This is a genomic window from Streptomyces sp. NPDC127068 (genome assembly GCF_042724695.1).
Classification (GTDB): Bacteria; Actinomycetota; Actinomycetes; order Streptomycetales; family Streptomycetaceae; genus Streptomyces.
Map to the genome: position 1 here is coordinate 137895 of NZ_JBHXEN010000005.1, position 17265 is coordinate 155159.

Consider the following 17265-nt stretch of genomic DNA (forward strand, 5'->3'; position numbering starts at 1 on the left):
GGGCGGAGCCCCCGGGTCGTCCGGTGCTCCGCCCCTCCCCCGGACCGCGTGGACCGGGGGAGGTACTCAAGGGACGTCAGCCGAGGTCGGCGGGGGTCAGCGGACGTCGATGGTGTCGGCGGGCGAGGTCGCCCTACCCGTCGTGGTCGAGCCCCCGTACGTGAAGCGGTAACTACCGTCAACGGACGCCTTGACAGTGGCCTTCACCTTGCCCCGACCGTCAGCGGACACCGTCTTCACCGTGCCCCACGACCCGCCCGCCTTCTTGAACTGGAGCTTCACCTTCACCGCCCCACCCGAGAAACCGTCATACCGATGGGTGTCCCAGTTCGCCCGGGTCAACGTGCCCTTCACCGTCACGTCCGCACCCCGCCGCACCGACTCCGGCGACGCATCCGCCGTCACCTTCGCCGCCCGCTTCACGCTGACGTCGTCGTAGTGGATGTCCTCCGCGACGGCAACGGTCCTGCCCGGGCCGTCGAGCCCCCGGAAACCGCCCCCGGCGACCTTCCAGACCCCGGCGTGCTTGTTCTTGAGATCCAGATAGGTGCTGCCGGCGTGGGACTTCGGATGGGCCTCGAAGACGAACCGGCAGGTGGCCGAGGTCGCGGTGCGCTCGCACGGGGCGGGGTACGCCTCGTACGAGGTGATCAGTGTTTTCGAGGTGAGGTAGAGGCCCTGGTAGAGGGCGGCGGCGGTCCGCTCGACGCCGCCCTCGTCGAAGGCGCCCACCTCGACGGAGAACTTCTTCACCGAGGTGCCGACCACCACGTCCTCACCGCCGTTCACGGTGATGCCGGTGAGCCTGCCGGTCGTCGAGTCACCCGCGAACGCCGAGGGGGCGCCGGGCGGGCGAGGCCCCCCGCCGTCGGACCGGGCGGACGGAACGGTCAGGGCCGAAAGGGCCAGAGCACCGCTCACGACGGCGATCGGGGCACGCATGCGCATCAAAGACTCTTCCCCACGTAGTCGGAACCGTTCGGTCGGGTCGACGCACCTGCCGTGGCCACGGTGCGTTATCGGTCGGACGCCCGTCCGGCTGGTCGTGGAGTCCATCGACTCCACCGGAACAGACCATCCACCGTTTCCAACGGTTGTACTGGCGAGTGGAGTTGGTCGATTCCTCCGCCGCCACCCCGGGAGTTCCGGGGTCGAGCACCCGGGTCACCGCGCGTACACGGTGACGGACGTCAGCGGACGTCGATGGTGTCGGCGGGCGAGGTCGCCCTACCGGTCGTGGTCGAACCCCCGTACGTGAAGCGGTAACTACCGTCGACGGACGCCTTGACAGTGGCCTTGACCTTGCCCCGACCGTCCGCGGACACCGTCTTCACCGTGCCCCACGACCCACCCGCCTTCCTGAACTGGAGCTTCACCTTCACCGCCCCACCCGAGAAACCGTCATACCGATGGGTGTCCCAGTTCGCCCGGGTCAACGTGCCCTTCACCGTCACGTCCGCACCCCGCCGCACCGACTCCGGCGACGCATCCGCCGTCACCTTCGCCGCCCGCTTCACGTAGTGGGTGGTGAACCTGTCGTCGATTTCGACGCCCGTGTTGTTGAAGGTCAGGGACGCCGCCACGTTCCAGCGGCCCGCGTAGTCGTTGTTGAGGTCGACGTCGGGTACGTCCTCACCCTTCGGGTCGGCGACGATCGGGACCACGCAGGAGGAGAAGCGCAGGACGATGTTGTCGCAGTAGCGCGGCACGGTCCCGTCGTCGTTGGTCCGCGGTGCCAGGACGCGCTCCGCGGACTCGACGTCCGCGCCGCCCCGCCACAGGACCGCGGAGCCCTTCTTGATCCCGCTGTGGTGCTTCGCGGTGAAGGTGACCTTGAACTCCTTCGCGGAGACGCCGACGACCAGGTCCTTGCCGTCGTTCACCACGAAGCGGTCGATGTTGTCGTCCAGGAGGCCCGGCTCCTGCGCCGCCGCGCTGGACCGCGCGGACGAATCGGCGGGCCGGACGTCCGCGTGCGCGGCGGGAACCGCGAAGGCGGTCAGGGTCAGGGCACCGGTCGCGAGCACGACAAAGTCTCGGGTCTTCATACGTTGGTCCTGTCCGTGTGGGCCGACCGACGCGCACACCGCCTGGTGCTGCCGGCGCGCGTCGACGGGGCCGAGGCATGGGGCTGAGCCGCCGGGATCGGGAACTCCACTGCCCCTAGGCAGTCTCGTTTGTATCATCTGATCCCTCGTCAGGGCGTGCCGTCAACTGACGTGCAGCCGGGGCGGATCGCTCCCCCGATCCCGGACCTGCCACCAAGGCGGGCTCCGGCGGCGTGGTCGCGCGGCTTCACCTACCGAAGGGGTCTGGCCGGCTTGTTGGCGGCTTGCCGCCACGGAGGCCGAGAAGGGCGAGGCCGTCGCCGTGGTCCGTGGCGCAAGGCCCTCTCGTGTGCACGTGCTCCGGGCACACCCGGTGCGTCACGGACCCGGGGCCGCTCGCGCTGCCGTATCCGGTCACCGCGGGGGTCGCGGTCCACTGGCCGCAGATGCAGCAGGGTGCGCCGGACGGTACGGGGGGCTCGTCGGCGAGCGCGTCACGGGTCACGCCGACACCTCCGCACCGGTCGGGACGGGGGCGGGTACGTAGCGCGGGGCCCGGTCGCGGTGTTGCGGTCGTCCATGGTCAGTCTCCGACTGAGGGGGTGAGGGCCCCGGCCGTGCGGGCACGGGCAACGGCCGGGGCCGGGGGCGGGCATGCGGTCCCGCTCCCCCTTCCCCCGGGTCGTGTGGCGCGCACGACGATCCGAGGGGGTGACCGCCCCGTGAGTCCTCCGCTGTGCCGGTTGCGGCACCGCCACCCGGGGCGGGGCTAGTGGGACACGTTCAGCGCTGGTCCAGCGCCAGGGCGCACAGCAGGACCACGGAGACGAGGAACGCGCCCCAGAGGAACAGCGCGACGGCGTACGAACGCCACCTCACGTGGTCACTCCCTTGATGGTTCGCGGGTCGACGCCCTCGGGCGGGTCCCACTGGACGGTGTCGAACAGGACCCGGTCGTAGCGTCGGTGGCCGGTCCGGCGCAGGTGTTCCTCGGCCCACGTGAGCACGCCGTCCGGCGTCCGCCGTTCCGGGGGTGAGGTGGCGCCGCACTGCGGGGTCCCGGACACGCACTGGATGTGCGCGCGGACCCCCCAGAACTCCAACCGTTTCAACGTCCACGTGACGTGCCGGAACAGCCTGGTCATCCCCACGTCGAACCCCCGTACCTGCTGCGGGTGTTGACCTCGGTCAGCGCAGGCCGAAGCTGGTCCGTCACGGTGGCCGGACGAACGTCCTCGTACGGCGCGTCCCACTCGACTCCGCCCCGGGGCGGCCGGAGGGAGTAGCGCCCGGCGGTGTCCGCGTCCATGACCACCCCCAGCACTCCCTTCACGGTGTCGTACGCGAGTTCGCCCACGCGCAGTTGGGGTGTCGGTTCCGCTACCTTCTCCCGGGACACGATTTCGCTCCTCTCCGTAGTGGCATCACTACCCGGAGCACTCACAGTGACCTAGAGTCGGGAACCAATCAACGTGGCTGCGAGGACAGATCAGTTGGGGGATAGATGGTGAACCGCAAGGATTTGAACCCGGACGCATCGCCGCAAGCAGCGTTCGGAGCACGTCTACGCAGCTCACGTGAGAAGCGCGGCTGGACGCAAGCGCAGCTGTCCAAAGTCACTGGCGTATCCAGTGGGCATATTTCAGGAGTTGAAACTACGCGCAAGTCGCCTTCTTTACACTTTGCGAAGGTTGTCGACACGGCGTTTGGCCTGACGGGTACGGATGCCACATTCGTACGTCAGTGGCACGAGATGCAGCACGGAAGCCTGCTGGAGGGATACCCGGAGTACGTCGGATACCAGAGCCGCGCGGCAGAGATCCGGCTGTTTGAAACGGGAGCCATCCCTGGATTGCTCCAGACACGGGAGTACGCATCCGTGCTGGCAGACGCCGCGGTGCATCGGGGAGACATCACACCCGAACAAGCGGCTGAGCGTGTCAACGTCCAGATCGAGCAGCAAGCGACGCTTGCACGATCACCCTCGCCGCTCATCTTCGTAGTGCTAGAGGAGAGTTGCATCCGTAACCCCATTGGCGGGCCCGACGTCATGGACCGGCAGTTCCGCCAACTTCTGGAGTTCGCGGAACAAGCTAGCACCTCCCTCCAAATCGCCCCGTACTCCATGGCGGAACGGAAACCATTCAGGCGACTGGTCTACCTTCTGACACTGCCAGATCGATCCCTGATGTCTTACGTGGAGTCGCAGACACAAGGGTCTCTGGATCGTGATCCGTCATCCGTACTCCCGCTGGTGAGGAACTACCATCAGCTACAGATCGGGGCAGCCTCCCAGGCGGAATCTGTCGCCATGATCGAACAGCTACGGAAGGGCACTCTGTGATGACCAAGACCAACTCCCCCCCGCTGTGGGTCAAGTCCTCATACAGCACCGACAACGGTGGCGCCTGCGTCGAGTGGGCACCGTCCAACGCCCCCACAACTGGCATCGTCCCCGTACGCGACAGCAAGAACCCCGACGGCCCCATGCTGAACGTGTCTGCCCGCGCGTTCACCGGATTGGTCACCCTGGCCCGGTCCGCGAACCTGTAGCGCACGCGACTGAGCCCCGCCGTTCCATCCTCCGGAACGGCGGGGCTTTTGCGACCCGACCTCAACGGGGAGTCATCACACCAGAGCCAGCGATCGCACACCTACGGAAGGGCACCCTGTGATGACCAAGGCCGACTCCCCCACTCAGTGGGTCAAGTCCTCGTACAGCGGCAACGGTGGTCAATGCGTCGAGTGGGCACCGTTCAACGCCCCCACAACCGGAATCATCCCCGTCCGCGACAGCAAGAACCCGAACGGACCCGTACTGAACGTGTCCGTCCCCGCGTTCGCCGGGCTGGTCGCCCTCGCGCGCTCCGGGACCAGCCGCTAGCGGGGAGGCGCGCCGAACCAGTCCGTGAGCGCCTCGCGCAACCCGCGCACCGCGGTGGCCTCGGGTTCGTCGGGGGTCGCGGCCCAAGCGACGTGCGCGTCCGGGCGGATCAACAGCGCGTCGGCCGGGCGGTCATCGGCCTCGACGGTGTGGACGTCGACCCGGTCGCGCCAGGGCCGGGCCGCCTCGCGGAGGTCCGGGCGGTCCGCGAGGTCGAGGAGGACGGGCCGTGCGGTGCGCGTGAGGTCGGCGACGCTGGTGGTGCCCCGCTCGGTGTGCAGGGTGAGGTCGGGGGCGAAGGCGCCGGTCAGGGGGTGCGCGTTGGGGTTGGGCAGCGGATAGCGGATGTCGGTGCCGGCGATGAGGGCCCCGACGCGACGCAACGGCTGCTCGTCGGAGAACAGTTCCAGGAAGACGTCCCGGAGTGCTTCGGCAGCCGGGTCCTGTCCGCGCCGCAACGCCACCTGGGCCTGGGTGTGCTTCAACGTGCGCGCGCCGGCGAAGTGGCGTTCGCGGTGGTACGTGTCCAGCAGCGCGGGCGGCGCCCAACCGTGGAGGTCCGCGGCCAGCTTCCAGGCGAGGTTGACCGTGTCGAGCAGACCGGCGTTGAGGCCCACGCCCGTGGCGGGGAACAGATGGGCCGCGTCGCCGGCCAGGAAGACCCGCCGGTCGCGGTAGTGCTCGGCCTGCCGGGCCTGGAACGTGTAGCGCGACAGCCTCCGCGGCTCGCCCAGCGGGAACCCCGCACCGAGCACGTGGCGGATGCTGTCCTGGAGTTCGGTCAGGGTCATCGGCACGTCGTCGGCGAGGTCGGTCGTCTCGTCCTCGGTGGTGGAGAGCAGCATGACCTCCGGGGTGAGCCAGCCGAACCCGAAGACACCACGGTCCGTCCGGACGAAGGCGCCCGCGCGGACCCGGCCCAGCCCGGGGACGTCGACGTCGCCGTCGTCGAGCCGGGTCACCGACTCGTGCAGGGTGAGCTGACCGAGCCGGTTGACCTCCGGGTGGGTGGTGCCGGGGAACGCGATCCCCGCACCCTCACGGACCGTGCTGCGCCCGCCGTCGCAGCCCACCAGGTAGCGGGCGCGCAGCCGGTGGGTGCCGTCCGCGCCGCGCACCCGGGCGGTCACCGTGGTGTCGTCCTGGACGACGTCGACGATCTCCTGCCCCCGGCGCACCTCGGCACCGAGTTCGCGGGCGCGTTCGTCGAGCAGGCGCTCCAACTCCGGTTGGGGAAGCGTCAGTCCCCGCAGCGGGGGGTGCGGCAGCGACGAGAAGTCCACGTGCACACCGCCGAAGGGGTACTGGGGGGCCGGGTGGCTGGGCCCGGAACAGGCCGCTTCGAAACGGTCCAGTAGACCCCGGTAGTGGAGCAGTTCCAGGATCTGCCCGCCGAGCCCGTTGGCCTTGGGGACCTCTCCGCGCTGCGCCCGCCGTTCGAGGACGAGGGCCCGTACGCCGGCCAGGCCCAGTTCACCGGCGAGCATCAGCCCGGCCGGGCCGGCGCCCACGATGATCACATCGGCGTCCGTCACCGGCTGTTCTCCGCGCGGTCCGATCGTTGACGACGACACACCCATATCGCTGCTCCCTGGCTGAAGTTGATGGCCTCGGCCGTGGATTCTGCGGCATCTCCGGGGGCTTGCCGCAAGCCCCCCGGTGCGCTATACGTTGAGCACGGCGAGAAGGGGGCGTCTGCGGTGCCCTCCTGCACCGTCCGTTCATCTGCTGGGGCGCCGCACGCGCCCGCACCACAGAGCCCCGCCGTTCCATCCTCCGGAACGGCGGGGCTCTGTGGTGGTCGGTCTCGCCGGGGCGAGCGGGGTCAGTGGGAGGTGCGACGCCGCACCGCGAACACCGTCGCGGCACCGGCCGCGACGATCGCGCCCGCACCCGCGAGCAAGGACCCGGTGGGAACGTTCGCGCCGGTCGAGGCCAGTGCCCCGGAGCCGCCCGCCGAGCCGCCGGCGGAACCACCCGCGGAACCACCAGTCGTGCCGCCGCCCACGGACCCGCCGGCGGAACCCCCGGCAGAACCACCGGTCGAGCCGCCCGCGGAGCCGCCGGACGTGCCGCCGGAACCGGACGAACCGGAGCCGGAGGCGCCGCCGGAGCCCTCGGGGATCTCGACGTCGTCGGTGAGTCCCAGGGCGATGGTCACCGGGTCGATGGCCTCGCCCTCCTGGTAGATGGAGCCGACGAAGTCGTTGGCGAACTGCTGGGCGCCCTCGGCCGTGAACGCGGTCGGGATGTCGTCCAGGAACAGCACCTCGTCCTTGACCTCGTACGAGATGCCGGACAGGTCCAGCGTCGCGAACTCGACGTCCTGGTTGGTGCGCTGGGGGGTGATGACGTCGGCGATCAGGACGCCCCTGTCGCCGGACGTCTTGACCCGGAGGTCGGTGAAGGCCATGTCGATGGTGTGGCTCGGGAACAGGAACTGCATCGTGCCGTCGAAGGACATGTCCAGCTTGCGCGCGTCGGAGTCGAGGTCGCCCTTGGCGTACGGGAAGTCGAAGTAGTCGCCCTGGTCGACGGCGCCTTCCGAGAGCTTGATGGAGCCGCCGGACTTGATGTACTTGCGGAAGGACTCCTTCATCCCCCAGGACAGGACGCCGTGCGCGACGTCGTTCGGCTGGTCGGTACCGGGCTCGCCGGGGGTGGACGGAGTGCCGCTCGGCTCCTTGGACGGGCCGCCGGTCGACCCGCCGTTCGTCCCGCCGGTGGGGTTCCCGGTCGGGGTGCCCGAGGGGGTGCCGGACGGAGTACCGGAAGGCTCACCGGACGGCGTGCCCGACGGGGTGCCCGAGGGCTCGCCGGACGGGGTGCCCGAAGGTTCGCCCGAGGGGGTGCCGCTCGGCGTACCGCTCGGAGTGCCGCCCGCGTCGGGGGTGACGGTGAGGGTCGCCGGGTCGAGCGCGTCGCCCGCCTGGTAGAAGTTCTGGAACGCCTTCGCCCCGCCCGCGGTCAGCTTCGCAGGGATGTCCTTGAAGACCATCGCCCCGCCCGGGCCCGAGCCGGGTCGGACGCCGGTGAGGGTCAGCACGGCGAGCGGCACGTCCTGGTCGGTCGTGGTCCGGCCGTCCTTCTTGGCGGTGACGTCGGCGGAGATCGTGCCGTCGGTCCGGGTGGTCTTGACCTTCAGGTCGGACAGGACGATGTCGAGCACGCCGTGGTGGCCCTCGAACCGCACGTTGCCCTGGAACGCGGTGGCCACGTCGTGCGAGGTCCGGTCGTAGGTGCCGGTGCCGTCCACGAAGGTGAACGGACCGTTGCCGGCGCCCTGCTTGGCACCGTCGGAGACGGTGATCTTGCCCTGGGCGACCGGCGAGACCAGGTACTTGCGGAACGACTCCTTGAAGCCCCAGTCGAGGGTGCCGTTCTTCAGGCCGATCGGCGGGGCCGCGGCGGGGGCCGCGTCGGCGGCCACGGCGGGGAGGGCCAGGGCGGTCGCGCCCAGGGTCACCGCGGTCGCGGCGCACACCACGAGCGCTGTCGGGCGGCGGCGGGGAGCTGCCATGGTCGGGGGTCTCCTTGGAACGTTCGGGGGGAGGGGAGGGGGAAGGGGGTCAGCTGCCGGTGGTCGCCTTGCCGCGGCGGGCGCGGACGATCAGGAAGGCGATGGCGGCCAGGAGCAGGGCGCCGCCCGCACCGGCGGCCACGGGGACCACGGGGAACCCGGAGGAGTCCTTGCTGGACGCGGTCTTCTCGGTGGCGTCCGCCTTCCGGTCCGCGGCGGGGGCCGCGGACTTCTCGGCGGTGGCGCTCGGCGACGGGTCGCTGCCGAGGTCGGGCAGCGCGGGGAGCTGCGCCTCGGCGTCGAGGGCGACCGCGAGGGAGACGGGGTCCATCTGCGTTCCGGCCTTGTACATGCCGCCGAACGCCTTGGCGCCGCCCGCGGTGAGTCGGGCCGGGGCCTCGGTGACCGTGACGAGTCCGTCGGTGGTCTTGAGGCCGGCGGTGTCGAAGGTGACCAGCGGGACCTTCGTGTCCTTCAGGCCGGAGCTGTTCACGTCGGCGTACAGGGTGCCCTCGGCGCCCTTGGTGGTCACCGCGACCTTGCTGAGGGTCAGGTCGAGGCCGTGGTCACCGGTGAAGCGGAGGGAACCGTCGAAGGTGGCGTCGAGGGCCTTCTTCTCGTACGTGCCGGTGCCCTTGGGGAAGCGGAACAGCGCTCCGCCGTCCTGGGCACCGTCGGCGAGGGTCCACTTGCCGTTGGCGATGGAGCCGGTGACGTACTCGCGGAAGGTGCGGCGCACGCCCCAGTCGACGGCCGCGTCCTCGACGCGGCCCGCCTTGGCGGCGGGCTTCTTCTCGTCGCGCTCGTCGTCCTTCTTGCGGTCGGCCTTCTTCTGCTCGTCGTCCTTGGCGCGGGGCTCCGCGGACTTCGACGGCTTCTCGGCGGGCTGCTGCCGGGCCGGGGCCTTGACGTCGACGGACAGGCTGAGCGGGTCCAACTCCGTACCGGCGGTGTAGTAGCCGGCGAACGCCTTGGCGCCCTGGGCGGTGAGCGTCGTCGGGATGTTGGTGAGGGCGATCGGGGAGCCGCCGCCGCGCATGTCCACGCCGGAGAGGTTCAGCGAGGCCATCGGCACCTGGGAGAGGTTCGACACCTTCCCGGTCTTCAGTTCCTTGCTCACCACGTCGGCGTGGAGGGTGCCGGACCCGCCGGAGATCCGGACCGTGGGCCGTGAGATGGTGAGGTCGAGCTGTGGTTCGCCGCTCGGCTTCTGGTGGCCGGTGAACCGCACCCCGCCCGTGAAGCCGGCGCGGAACGTTCCGGTGTCGGGGTCGTAGGTGCCGTTCGCCGAGTGGAAGCGGAACTGACTTCCGCCGACGGTCGCCGCGCCGCCTTGCAGGGTGAAGTTCCCCTTGGCGATGGGCCCGGTGACGTACCGCTGGAACGAGGACTTGAGTCCCCAGTCCAGTCGACCTCCGTTCACCGTGCGCTCTTGTGCGTGCGCCGTCGACGCGGGCAGCAGCAGCACTCCCATGAGTGCGGCGCCGGCCGTGGCGGCAACCGTACGGGTAACCCGTCCGGACAGCATCGATCCCCCCTCCTCGGGCCTGGTCATTAAGGTAAGGCTAACCTAAACTATCCCGGACGTGGCCGGAACCCTTCGGTCACCCCAACCTCATGACAAGCACGACAGGACGGTGCGATTCGTGCGCATCCCACGACTGGCAGGCGTCTTCACCGTCGTCCTCGCCCTTGCCCTCACCGGCTGCGGCGGTTCCCAGGACAACGACGACGGCGCCCCGGCGAAGGCCCGCGCGAAGACCGCAGCCGACCGGGTGGAGCCGCTGGCCACGGCGGCACAACCACGACTTCCGGCCACGGTGGAGTCGGCCGACGGACGACGGGTGAAGGTCACCGACGTCAGCCGGATCGTCCCGCTGAGCGGCAGCCTCAACGAGATCGTGTTCACCCTCGGGCTCGGCGACCGGGTCGTCGCGAAGGACATCACCGCGACCTTCGAACAGGCGGCAGACCTGCCCGTGGTGACCCGGGCGCACGACGTCTCGGCGGAGTCCGTGCTGTCCCTGCGGCCGACGGTCATCCTCGCCGACTCCACCACCGGCCCGGTCGAGGCGATCGACCAGATCCGGGACGCCGGCATCCCCCTCGTCGTCTACGAGGCGGCCAAGGGGCTCGCCGACGTGAGCACCCGCATCGAGGCGGTCGCCGAGACGCTGGGCGTGCCGGAGGCGGGTGACGCACTCGTCGCCCGCACCCAGGAGCGCATCGAGAAGGTCCAGGCGGACATCCCGAAGCCCGCCGCGGCGGACCGGCCCCGGGTCGCGTTCCTCTACGTGCGCGGTTCCGCGTCCGTGTACCTGCTGGGCGGTCGGGACTCCGGCGCCGCCTCGCTGCTGGAGGCGGCGGGCGCGGTCGACGCCGGCAAGGCGTCCGGACTCGACAAGGACTTCACGCCCATCACCAGCGAAGCGCTCGCCAAGGCCGCCCCGGACGCCGTCCTCGTGATGACCAAGGGCCTCAAGTCGGTCGGCGGCGTGGACGGACTGGTGAAGATCCCCGGCGTCGCCGAGACGCCCGCGGGGATGGACCGCAGGATCGTGTCCATCGACGACGGCGTGATGCTCAACTACGGCCCCCGCACCGACCAGGTGCTCCAGAGCCTGGTGGACCAGCTCTACGCGAAGGACGGCGCCCAGTGACCACGCTCGCCGGGGCCGGCGGCCCGGACGCGCGTGCGAAGACCCCGCTGACGAAGGACACCGACGGGACCGGCAAGGCGGCGCCGCCCCCGAAACGGCGGGGCGCGGCGTCCCTGCTGACGCTCGGTCTGATCGCCGCCGTGCTGGTGATGGCCCTGGTGTCCGCCGGGACCGGCGCCTACCACATCCCGATGGCGGACATCCTCGGTTCGGTGCAGCACCGGATGGGGCTCGGCGGCCAGGCGTTGGACCGGGTCGGCGAGAGCGTGCTGTGGAACGTGCGGCTGCCGCGGGTGGTGCTGGCGCTGCTGGTCGGTGCCTCGCTCGGCTGTGCGGGCGCCCTGATGCAGGGCGTCTTCGGCAACCCGTTGGCCGAGCCGGGGGTGATCGGCATCTCGGCCGGCGCGGCGGTCGGCGCGGTGGTGGCCATCGCGTTCGGACTGTCGTTCCTCGGCAACTGGACGGTCACCGCGGCGGCGTTCGTCGCCGGGCTCGTCACGGTCAGCCTGGTCTACCTGCTGTCGCGCTCCGGCGGCCGGACCGAGGTGGTGACGCTGATCCTGACCGGCATCGCCGTCAACGCGTTCGCCGGCGCGCTGATCGGCCTCTCGGTGTTCTTCGCGGACAACTCGGCGATCACCCAGATCACCTTCTGGCAGTTGGGCTCGCTCTCCCAGGCCACCTGGCCCAAGGTGCTCGCCGTACTGCCCTGTGCGCTGCTGGGGCTGCTGGTCGCCCCGCTGTCGGCCCGCAAGCTCGATCTGCTGGCCCTCGGCGAACGCCCCGCCCGGCACCTGGGCGTCGACGTGGAGCGGCTGCGGATCACCATGATCCTGGTGGTGGCGCTGCTCACGGCCGCCGCCGTCGCGGTGGCGGGGATCATCACCTTCGTGGGGCTGCTGGTGCCGCACCTGCTGCGGATGGCGGCGGGGCCGGGGCACCGGTTCCTGGTGCCGGGCAGCGCGCTGGGCGGCGGGCTGGTGCTGGTGAGCGCCGACCTCGCGGCCCGTACCGTCGCCGCCCCCGCCGAACTGCCGCTCGGGGTGCTCACCGCCCTGTTCGGCAGCCCGTTCTTCTTCTGGCTGTTGCGCCGGACCCGTCGCAAGCAAGGAGGCTGGGCGTGATCACATCGCTGTTCGCCACCCGGACGCGGAACCTGCCCGGCCCGGTCACGCCCGGTGAAGTGCTCGCCGAGGCACGGGAGTTGAGCGTACGGCTCGGGACGCGGCCGGTGCTGTCGCAGGTCAGTGTCACCGCGCGGGCCGGCGAGGTGCTGGCGCTCGTCGGGCCGAACGGCGCGGGGAAGTCCACCCTGCTCGCCGCGCTCGCCGCCGACCAGGAGCCCGCCGAGGGCACGGTACGCATCGCCGGGCGGCCCGCCGCCGACTGGTCGGCCGCGGACCTGGCGCTGCGGCGGTCGGTGCTGCCGCAGGCGGCGACGCTGTCGTTCCCGTTCCCGGTGGAGGACGTCGTCCGGATGGGCCGGGCCCCGTGGGTCGGCACCGAGCGGGAGGACGAGGACGAGGAGGCCGTGGCGTCGGCGATGGCGGCGACCGAGGTCACCGAGTTCACCGGGCGTTCCTTCTCGGGGCTGAGCGGGGGCGAGCGCGCCAGGGTCGCGCTGGCCCGGGTGCTGGCGCAGCGGGCGCCGCTGCTGCTGCTCGACGAGCCGACCGCGGCGTTGGACCTGCGGCACCAGGAGTTGGTGTTGCGGGTGTGCCGGGAGCGGGCGGCGTCGGGGGACGCGGTCGTGGTGGTGCTGCACGACCTCGGGTTGGCCGCGGCGTACGCGGACCGGGTCGCGGTGCTGCGGGAGGGCCGGCTCGCGGCCGAGGGCGAACCCGGGCGGGTGTTCACCGAGGCGTCCCTCACGGAGGTGTACCGGCAGCCGGTCGAGGTGTTCCCCCATCCCCGTACCGGCGCCCTGTTGGTCGTTCCGCGCCGCGACTGAGCACCGTGCCCGGCCCGGTCGACCGCCCGCCCCCCGGTGGGCGGTCGACCGGAGCGGGGGCAGTTCAGCCGACGCGTTGCATGGCCCGTTCGCGGCGGGCGCCCACCGAGGAGCCCGACTCCTTGCGGGCCATCCTGCGCAGCACCACGGGCGCCACGGCCAGGCCCACCACCGCCCAGGCGGCGAGGACGCCCACCGTCTGTCCGGAGCGCCAGGCCCCGGACACCTCGACGGCGGCCATCGCGTCCGGCAGCAGTGCGGAGCGGGTGCCGAGCCCGAGCCAGTACACCGGGAACACCTGGGCCAGCGCCTGGGTCCAGCCGGGCAGTGCGCTCAGCGGGTAGAACACGCCGGAGATCCCGATCACCGCCAGTACCGGGATCTGGATGAGTCCCTGGGCCCGGGTGCTGGTGAACAGCGCGCCGAGCACCGCCCCGGCCGGGAGGGTCGCCGCCATCCCGAGCGGCAGCACCCAGGCGAGCGTCAGCCAGGCCCCGGCGCCGCCCACGGCAAGTCCGTCGATGAGCAGCGTTCCGGGCACCAGCAGGATCAGCAGGTCCGCGAGGAGTGTCCCGGCGACGGTCACGACCTTGCCGGTGAGGTACGCGCGCATGCCGTGCGGTACGGCCCTGGCCCGGAGCAGGGTGCCGTCCTCCCGGTCCGCGGTGAGGAGTTGACTCATCGTCAGCAGGCCGAGGGCGATGTTCATCCCGAGGATGCCGGGCAGGGCCAGCGTGCCCAGGGCGAAGTCCGTCCCGTCGAACTCCCGCTCGCGCAGGTACCAGAGGGCGACCAGCATCAGCAGCGGCCACACCAGGTGGGAGGCGAGGTCGGGTCCGCTGGTGAAGGACTGCCGGAACTCCACGAGTCCCCGTGCCCAGCCGAGTCGCAGCGGTCCGGGTGCCGTCCGCGGTGCGGTGCCCCGGCTCACCGTCCGGCCTCCGCCGCGGCCACGAGCTTCAGATAGGTGTCCTCCAAGGTGGCCCGGTGGACCTCCAGTTCGGCGATCTCCTCGCCGTGCGCGTCGAACAGTCGGCGGACGAAGGCGGTGGAGTCGCCGACGGAGCGGGTGAAGCGTTGGCCGGCCCGGGTCCACCGCACCTCGTCCTCGCCCGCGATGAGTCGGGCGAGTTCCGCGGCGGTGCCGTCGGCGACCAGTCGCCCTTGGGCCAGGACCACGATGCGGTCGGCGAGCCGGTCGGCCTCGGCGAGGTCGTGCGTGGTGAGCAGGACCGTGGTGGCCCGGTCGGCGGCGAGCGAGGTGACCAGGTCGTGGAACTCGTACCGGGCCTTCGGGTCGAGTCCCGCGGTCGGCTCGTCGAGGAACAGCACCTCGGGCCGGCCGACGATGCCGATGGCCACGTCGAGTCGGCGCCGCTGTCCGCCGGACAGGGTCCGGATTCTCCGGTCGGCGTGTTCGGCGAGCCCCACCGCGTTCAGCAACTCCCCCTTCTCCCAGGGCGGTTGACGTTTCCCCGCGCCGTACCGGGTGTAGTGGGCGCCCAGGTGGGCGAGGAGTTCACCGACCCGCCACTTGCCGTGGTCGCGCCAGGACTGGAGGACCACGCCCACCCGGGAGCGCCAGTGTTCGTCACCGTGTTCCGGATCGACGCCGAGCACGGTGGCCCGCCCGGCCGAGCGGGCCCGGAAGCCCTCCAGGATCTCGATCGTGGTCGTCTTGCCCGCGCCGTTGGGTCCGAGCAGGGCCAGCACCTCACCACGACGGGCACGGAACGTCACTTCGCGCAGCACGTCATGGGTTCCGTACCGCATGCGCAGTCCGTGGGCTTCGAGGGCGAACTCGGGGGCGCCGCTCGTCGTCATCCGTTCACCTCCACCGGCACGCCATGGCGCGCCTCCTCGCGATCTTTCAGAATCGAGTGAAAGCTATGGGGCGACCCGGGGACGGTCAACGGACTTCCTCCTCAATACCCGTACTGAGGTGCGTAATTACAGGGTTTCATTGCAACCACGATGACGGCGAAGGCAACGATCCCTCTAGAGTCGTTGCAATGAGTTGCCGCTGAACGCATACTGGGACGCACCGGGGGAGGCGATCGGATGCCGGGAGGCAGACTCAGTCAGGAGGAGCGGCGGGCCATCGGCGCGGGGCTCGGCGAGGGGCTCGGTTTCGCGGAGATCGCCCGGCGGCTCGGCCGGCCCACCTCGACGGTGAGTCGGGAGGTCGCCCGCAACAGCGGTCCCGGCGGTTACCGGGCGGAGCACGCCCACCACGCCACCGGACGGCGGGCCCGCCGCGGCACCCTGCGCCCGGGGGCCGGGGGCGCGGCGGGCACCCCGGACTCCGTCGTCACGGACTTCGCGGAGGAGTTCGCCGCGATGATGACCGCCAACGGGCTGCCCAGGATGGCCGCCCGGGTCCTCGCCCGGCTGTTCACCGCGGACTCGGGTGCGCTCACCGCGGCCGAGTTGGTGCGGCAGTTGCAGGTGAGCCCCGCCTCCGTGTCGACGGCGGTGGGCCGTCTCACGGAACTCGCCGTGGTGCGGCGGGAGCGGGTGCCGGGGCGGCGGCAGGAGCGGTACGTCCTCGACGACGACCTGTGGTTCCGGGCCTGGGAGAACAGCTCCCGCAGCCATGCGCGGTGGGCCGAGACCGCGCGGCGCGGGGTGGGCGTGGTGGGGTCCGGGACGGACGCCGGGCGGCGGCTGGCCCGGATGGCCCGGTTCCTGGGCGAGTTGAGCGAGGACATGGCCGGGGGTTCCACGGCCGAGGTGTTCGGGGACGCGGTGACGGTGACCGCGGCCCTGGTCCAGGCGCGGGTGCCGCTCGGCGCCGACCGGTTGGCGGAGGGCCTCGGTTGGGACCGGGACCGGGTGGCGCTGGCGCTGGACACGGCGCTCGCCCATGCCGGGGTGCTGGGCGCCGTGTCCGTCGAACGCCCATCCCCCGGTACGTTCACCGCCGTGCCGGTGGGCCTCACCGCCGACCAACGGGCGGCCTTCACCCCCGACTGAACGGCCCGGGGCCGCTCATTCGCCCTTGGCGCCGGTGAGCCCCTGGATGCGGCTGAGGATCGCGACCCCGGAGCCGGGCGCCGAGCGCGGCGGGACGTGGACCGCCTGGTTGGAGGTGTGCTCCAGGGTGACGGACTGCTTGGCGTCACCGCGCAGCAGGGCCCGTACCGCGGGTTCCAGTGTGAGGTCGCGCCCCGGGGCCACGGTCTGCTTCTCGAAGTGGCGGGTCGAGAAGAACACCAGCGCACCGCCGTCCCGCGCGCGCAGTCCCACCGGTGCGTGGGCGCCGTCTTCGAGGGGCTGGTCGACGTACTGCCGGGCGAGCCCCGGCCGGCTCGCCCCGCGCTCGCGCTCGCCCCGCCACCCGGTGGTGTGCGGACCGTCGGCGAAGCCGCCGCCGCCCTCGGCGAGGTACGTGGTGTACCGCTCGCCCAGTTTCCCGGGCGGCACCGTGAGGTCGGCGGTGTCCAGGGCGACGGGGGTGGCGAGGCCGTCGCCGTCGGTGCGCAGTTCGGGCACCTCGTCGGGGCTCAGCACCGTGAGGTACGCCGCCTTCCACGCGGCGTCGGGACCGGCCTTGGTGAACACGAACAGCCAGCGCGTGTCCTTGCGCCGGTCGCCGTCCACGTCCCGGTCCGAATCGGTGTCCGCGACGAAGAACTTGGGCCAGCCCGCCATCTTCGGGACGGCGAACTCGACGTCCGTCAGCTTCAGCGGGACGTGGGCCCGGTTGCCGCCCGGGGCGAGGGCCCGGCGGGCCCGTAGCCCCGCCTGGTCGATCGCGCCGAGCGGGCCGGCGACCCGGTCGGCGTCCGCGGCGGGGTCGTTGGTCCGGTCGGCCTCGTTGTACGCGGTGAGGAACCCGTTCAGCGCCCGGTTCGCCTCGGCCGGGGTGGCCGCCGGGATGACCTCCCGCTCCCCGTGCACGGTCACGCAGCCGCTCGCCGTCAGGGTCAGGGCCGTCACCGCCACGAGCAGGGCGGGCTTCCCGACCACGGGGCGCCGGGGCGTTCGGTGGCCGACCTCCCCCGCGGTCCCGGTGGTTCGCGCTGCTGTTCCTGCTGGCGTTGCTCGCATCGGGCCCCTTCACCGTCCCCTTCCCGGCCCCGAACCCTACCCGGGCCGGCAGCGGCGGGGGCGCCGGGACCGACAGCCCGCGCCCGCACCCCGGCAGCCCGCCCGGCGGCACCGTCGGCGGCGTCCCGGAGGTGCTGCCCGCGGGGTCC

General features: G+C 71.7%; 17 protein-coding genes. 7 read left to right on the top strand and 10 right to left on the bottom strand.

The window, feature by feature from the left end:
* Window positions 1-96 precede the first annotated feature (96 nt).
* From ACFWIA_RS04765 to ACFWIA_RS04780, 4 genes are all read right to left on the bottom strand, one after another.
* Window positions 97-948: a calcium-binding protein gene (locus tag ACFWIA_RS04765; RefSeq protein ID WP_387000404.1), complete on the bottom strand. Its 852-nt coding sequence runs from the start codon at window positions 946-948 to the stop codon at window positions 97-99.
* Between the two features lie 242 nt (window positions 949-1190).
* Complete coding sequence (locus ACFWIA_RS04770; protein WP_387000406.1) at window positions 1191-2048, bottom strand: calcium-binding protein; 858 nt, start codon at window positions 2046-2048, stop codon at window positions 1191-1193.
* 875 nt (window positions 2049-2923) lie between these two features.
* Window positions 2924-3193 carry a hypothetical protein gene (locus tag ACFWIA_RS04775; protein WP_387000408.1) on the bottom strand — a complete coding sequence of 90 codons (270 nt, stop codon included), beginning with the start codon at window positions 3191-3193 and terminating at the stop codon, window positions 2924-2926.
* Window positions 3190-3447 carry a hypothetical protein gene (locus ACFWIA_RS04780; RefSeq protein WP_387000410.1) on the bottom strand — a complete coding sequence of 86 codons (258 nt, stop codon included), beginning with the start codon at window positions 3445-3447 and terminating at the stop codon, window positions 3190-3192. Before ACFWIA_RS04780 ends, ACFWIA_RS04775 begins: the two co-directional genes overlap by 4 nt.
* Window positions 3448-3552: 105 nt before the next feature.
* Between ACFWIA_RS04780 and ACFWIA_RS04785 the strand changes: the two genes are divergently transcribed.
* The 3 genes from ACFWIA_RS04785 (at window position 3553) to ACFWIA_RS04795 (ending at window position 4932) form a co-directional block, all read left to right on the top strand.
* The gene (locus ACFWIA_RS04785) at window positions 3553-4392 is read left to right on the top strand and encodes a helix-turn-helix domain-containing protein (protein ID WP_387000411.1); all 840 of its coding nucleotides are present in this window, start codon (window positions 3553-3555) and stop codon (window positions 4390-4392) included.
* Window positions 4392-4601 (top strand): DUF397 domain-containing protein, encoded by a 210-nt coding sequence (locus ACFWIA_RS04790; protein ID WP_387000412.1) that lies wholly within the window; start codon window positions 4392-4394, stop codon window positions 4599-4601. The genes ACFWIA_RS04785 and ACFWIA_RS04790 overlap by 1 nt, the downstream gene beginning before the upstream one ends.
* Window positions 4602-4722: 121 nt before the next feature.
* On the top strand, window positions 4723-4932 hold the full coding sequence (locus ACFWIA_RS04795; RefSeq protein ID WP_387000414.1) for a DUF397 domain-containing protein: 210 nt from the start codon (window positions 4723-4725) through the stop codon (window positions 4930-4932).
* On the opposite strand, the gene ACFWIA_RS04800 is transcribed toward ACFWIA_RS04795, so the two are convergent.
* From ACFWIA_RS04800 to ACFWIA_RS04810, 3 genes are all read right to left on the bottom strand, one after another.
* The gene (locus tag ACFWIA_RS04800) at window positions 4929-6467 is read right to left on the bottom strand and encodes an FAD-dependent monooxygenase (protein WP_387000416.1); all 1539 of its coding nucleotides are present in this window, start codon (window positions 6465-6467) and stop codon (window positions 4929-4931) included. The genes ACFWIA_RS04795 and ACFWIA_RS04800 overlap by 4 nt on opposite strands.
* Before the next feature lie 290 nt (window positions 6468-6757).
* Window positions 6758-8452 (bottom strand): HtaA domain-containing protein, encoded by a 1695-nt coding sequence (locus tag ACFWIA_RS04805; protein WP_387000418.1) that lies wholly within the window; start codon window positions 8450-8452, stop codon window positions 6758-6760.
* A gap of 49 nt (window positions 8453-8501) precedes the next feature.
* Window positions 8502-9980, bottom strand: a complete 1479-nt coding sequence (locus ACFWIA_RS04810; RefSeq protein WP_387000481.1) for an HtaA domain-containing protein — start codon at window positions 9978-9980, stop codon at window positions 8502-8504.
* 109 nt (window positions 9981-10089) lie between these two features.
* Between ACFWIA_RS04810 and ACFWIA_RS04815 the strand changes: the two genes are divergently transcribed.
* Genes ACFWIA_RS04815 through ACFWIA_RS04825 form a run of 3 tightly spaced genes read left to right on the top strand, consistent with a single transcriptional unit; the run spans window position 10090 to window position 13063 of the window.
* Entirely contained in the window at window positions 10090-11112 is a 1023-nt protein-coding gene (locus tag ACFWIA_RS04815; RefSeq protein ID WP_387000420.1) for a hemin ABC transporter substrate-binding protein, read from the top strand.
* 47 nt (window positions 11113-11159) lie between these two features.
* On the top strand, window positions 11160-12236 hold the full coding sequence (locus tag ACFWIA_RS04820) for a FecCD family ABC transporter permease (protein ID WP_387000483.1): 1077 nt from the start codon (window positions 11160-11162) through the stop codon (window positions 12234-12236).
* Window positions 12227-13063 (top strand): heme ABC transporter ATP-binding protein, encoded by an 837-nt coding sequence (locus ACFWIA_RS04825; protein WP_387000485.1) that lies wholly within the window; start codon window positions 12227-12229, stop codon window positions 13061-13063. Before ACFWIA_RS04820 ends, ACFWIA_RS04825 begins: the two co-directional genes overlap by 10 nt.
* A 64-nt stretch (window positions 13064-13127) precedes the next feature.
* Here ACFWIA_RS04825 and ACFWIA_RS04830 read toward each other — a convergent pair whose 3' ends face one another.
* Window positions 13128-13994, bottom strand: coding sequence for an ABC transporter permease (locus tag ACFWIA_RS04830; RefSeq protein WP_387000422.1), 867 nt, complete (start codon window positions 13992-13994; stop codon window positions 13128-13130).
* On the bottom strand, window positions 13991-14887 hold the full coding sequence (locus ACFWIA_RS04835; protein WP_387000425.1) for an ABC transporter ATP-binding protein: 897 nt from the start codon (window positions 14885-14887) through the stop codon (window positions 13991-13993). The genes ACFWIA_RS04830 and ACFWIA_RS04835 overlap by 4 nt, the downstream gene beginning before the upstream one ends.
* A 237-nt stretch (window positions 14888-15124) precedes the next feature.
* Between ACFWIA_RS04835 and ACFWIA_RS04840 the strand changes: the two genes are divergently transcribed.
* Window positions 15125-16039, top strand: a complete 915-nt coding sequence (locus ACFWIA_RS04840) for a helix-turn-helix domain-containing protein (protein ID WP_387000427.1) — start codon at window positions 15125-15127, stop codon at window positions 16037-16039.
* Between the two features lie 15 nt (window positions 16040-16054).
* Here ACFWIA_RS04840 and ACFWIA_RS04845 read toward each other — a convergent pair whose 3' ends face one another.
* The gene (locus tag ACFWIA_RS04845; RefSeq protein WP_387000429.1) at window positions 16055-17035 is read right to left on the bottom strand and encodes a hypothetical protein; all 981 of its coding nucleotides are present in this window, start codon (window positions 17033-17035) and stop codon (window positions 16055-16057) included.
* Between the last annotated feature and the right edge of the window lie 230 nt (window positions 17036-17265).

Bases quoted from the DNA above. Each gene is read 5' to 3' on its own strand.
- ACFWIA_RS04785 (WP_387000411.1), top strand. From the start codon at position 3,553: ATGGTGAACCGCAAGGATTTGAACCCGGACGCATCGCCGCAAGCAGCG.
- ACFWIA_RS04765 (WP_387000404.1), bottom strand. From the start codon at position 948: ATGCGCATGCGTGCCCCGATCGCCGTCGTGAGCGGTGCTCTGGCCCTT.
- ACFWIA_RS04775 (WP_387000408.1), bottom strand. From the start codon at position 3,193: ATGACCAGGCTGTTCCGGCACGTCACGTGGACGTTGAAACGGTTGGAG.
- ACFWIA_RS04810 (WP_387000481.1), bottom strand. From the start codon at position 9,980: ATGCTGTCCGGACGGGTTACCCGTACGGTTGCCGCCACGGCCGGCGCC.
- ACFWIA_RS04790 (WP_387000412.1), top strand. From the start codon at position 4,392: ATGACCAAGACCAACTCCCCCCCGCTGTGGGTCAAGTCCTCATACAGC.
- ACFWIA_RS04840 (WP_387000427.1), top strand. From the start codon at position 15,125: ATGCCGGGAGGCAGACTCAGTCAGGAGGAGCGGCGGGCCATCGGCGCG.
- ACFWIA_RS04835 (WP_387000425.1), bottom strand. From the start codon at position 14,887: ATGACGACGAGCGGCGCCCCCGAGTTCGCCCTCGAAGCCCACGGACTG.
- ACFWIA_RS04795 (WP_387000414.1), top strand. From the start codon at position 4,723: ATGACCAAGGCCGACTCCCCCACTCAGTGGGTCAAGTCCTCGTACAGC.
- ACFWIA_RS04770 (WP_387000406.1), bottom strand. From the start codon at position 2,048: ATGAAGACCCGAGACTTTGTCGTGCTCGCGACCGGTGCCCTGACCCTG.
- ACFWIA_RS04805 (WP_387000418.1), bottom strand. From the start codon at position 8,452: ATGGCAGCTCCCCGCCGCCGCCCGACAGCGCTCGTGGTGTGCGCCGCG.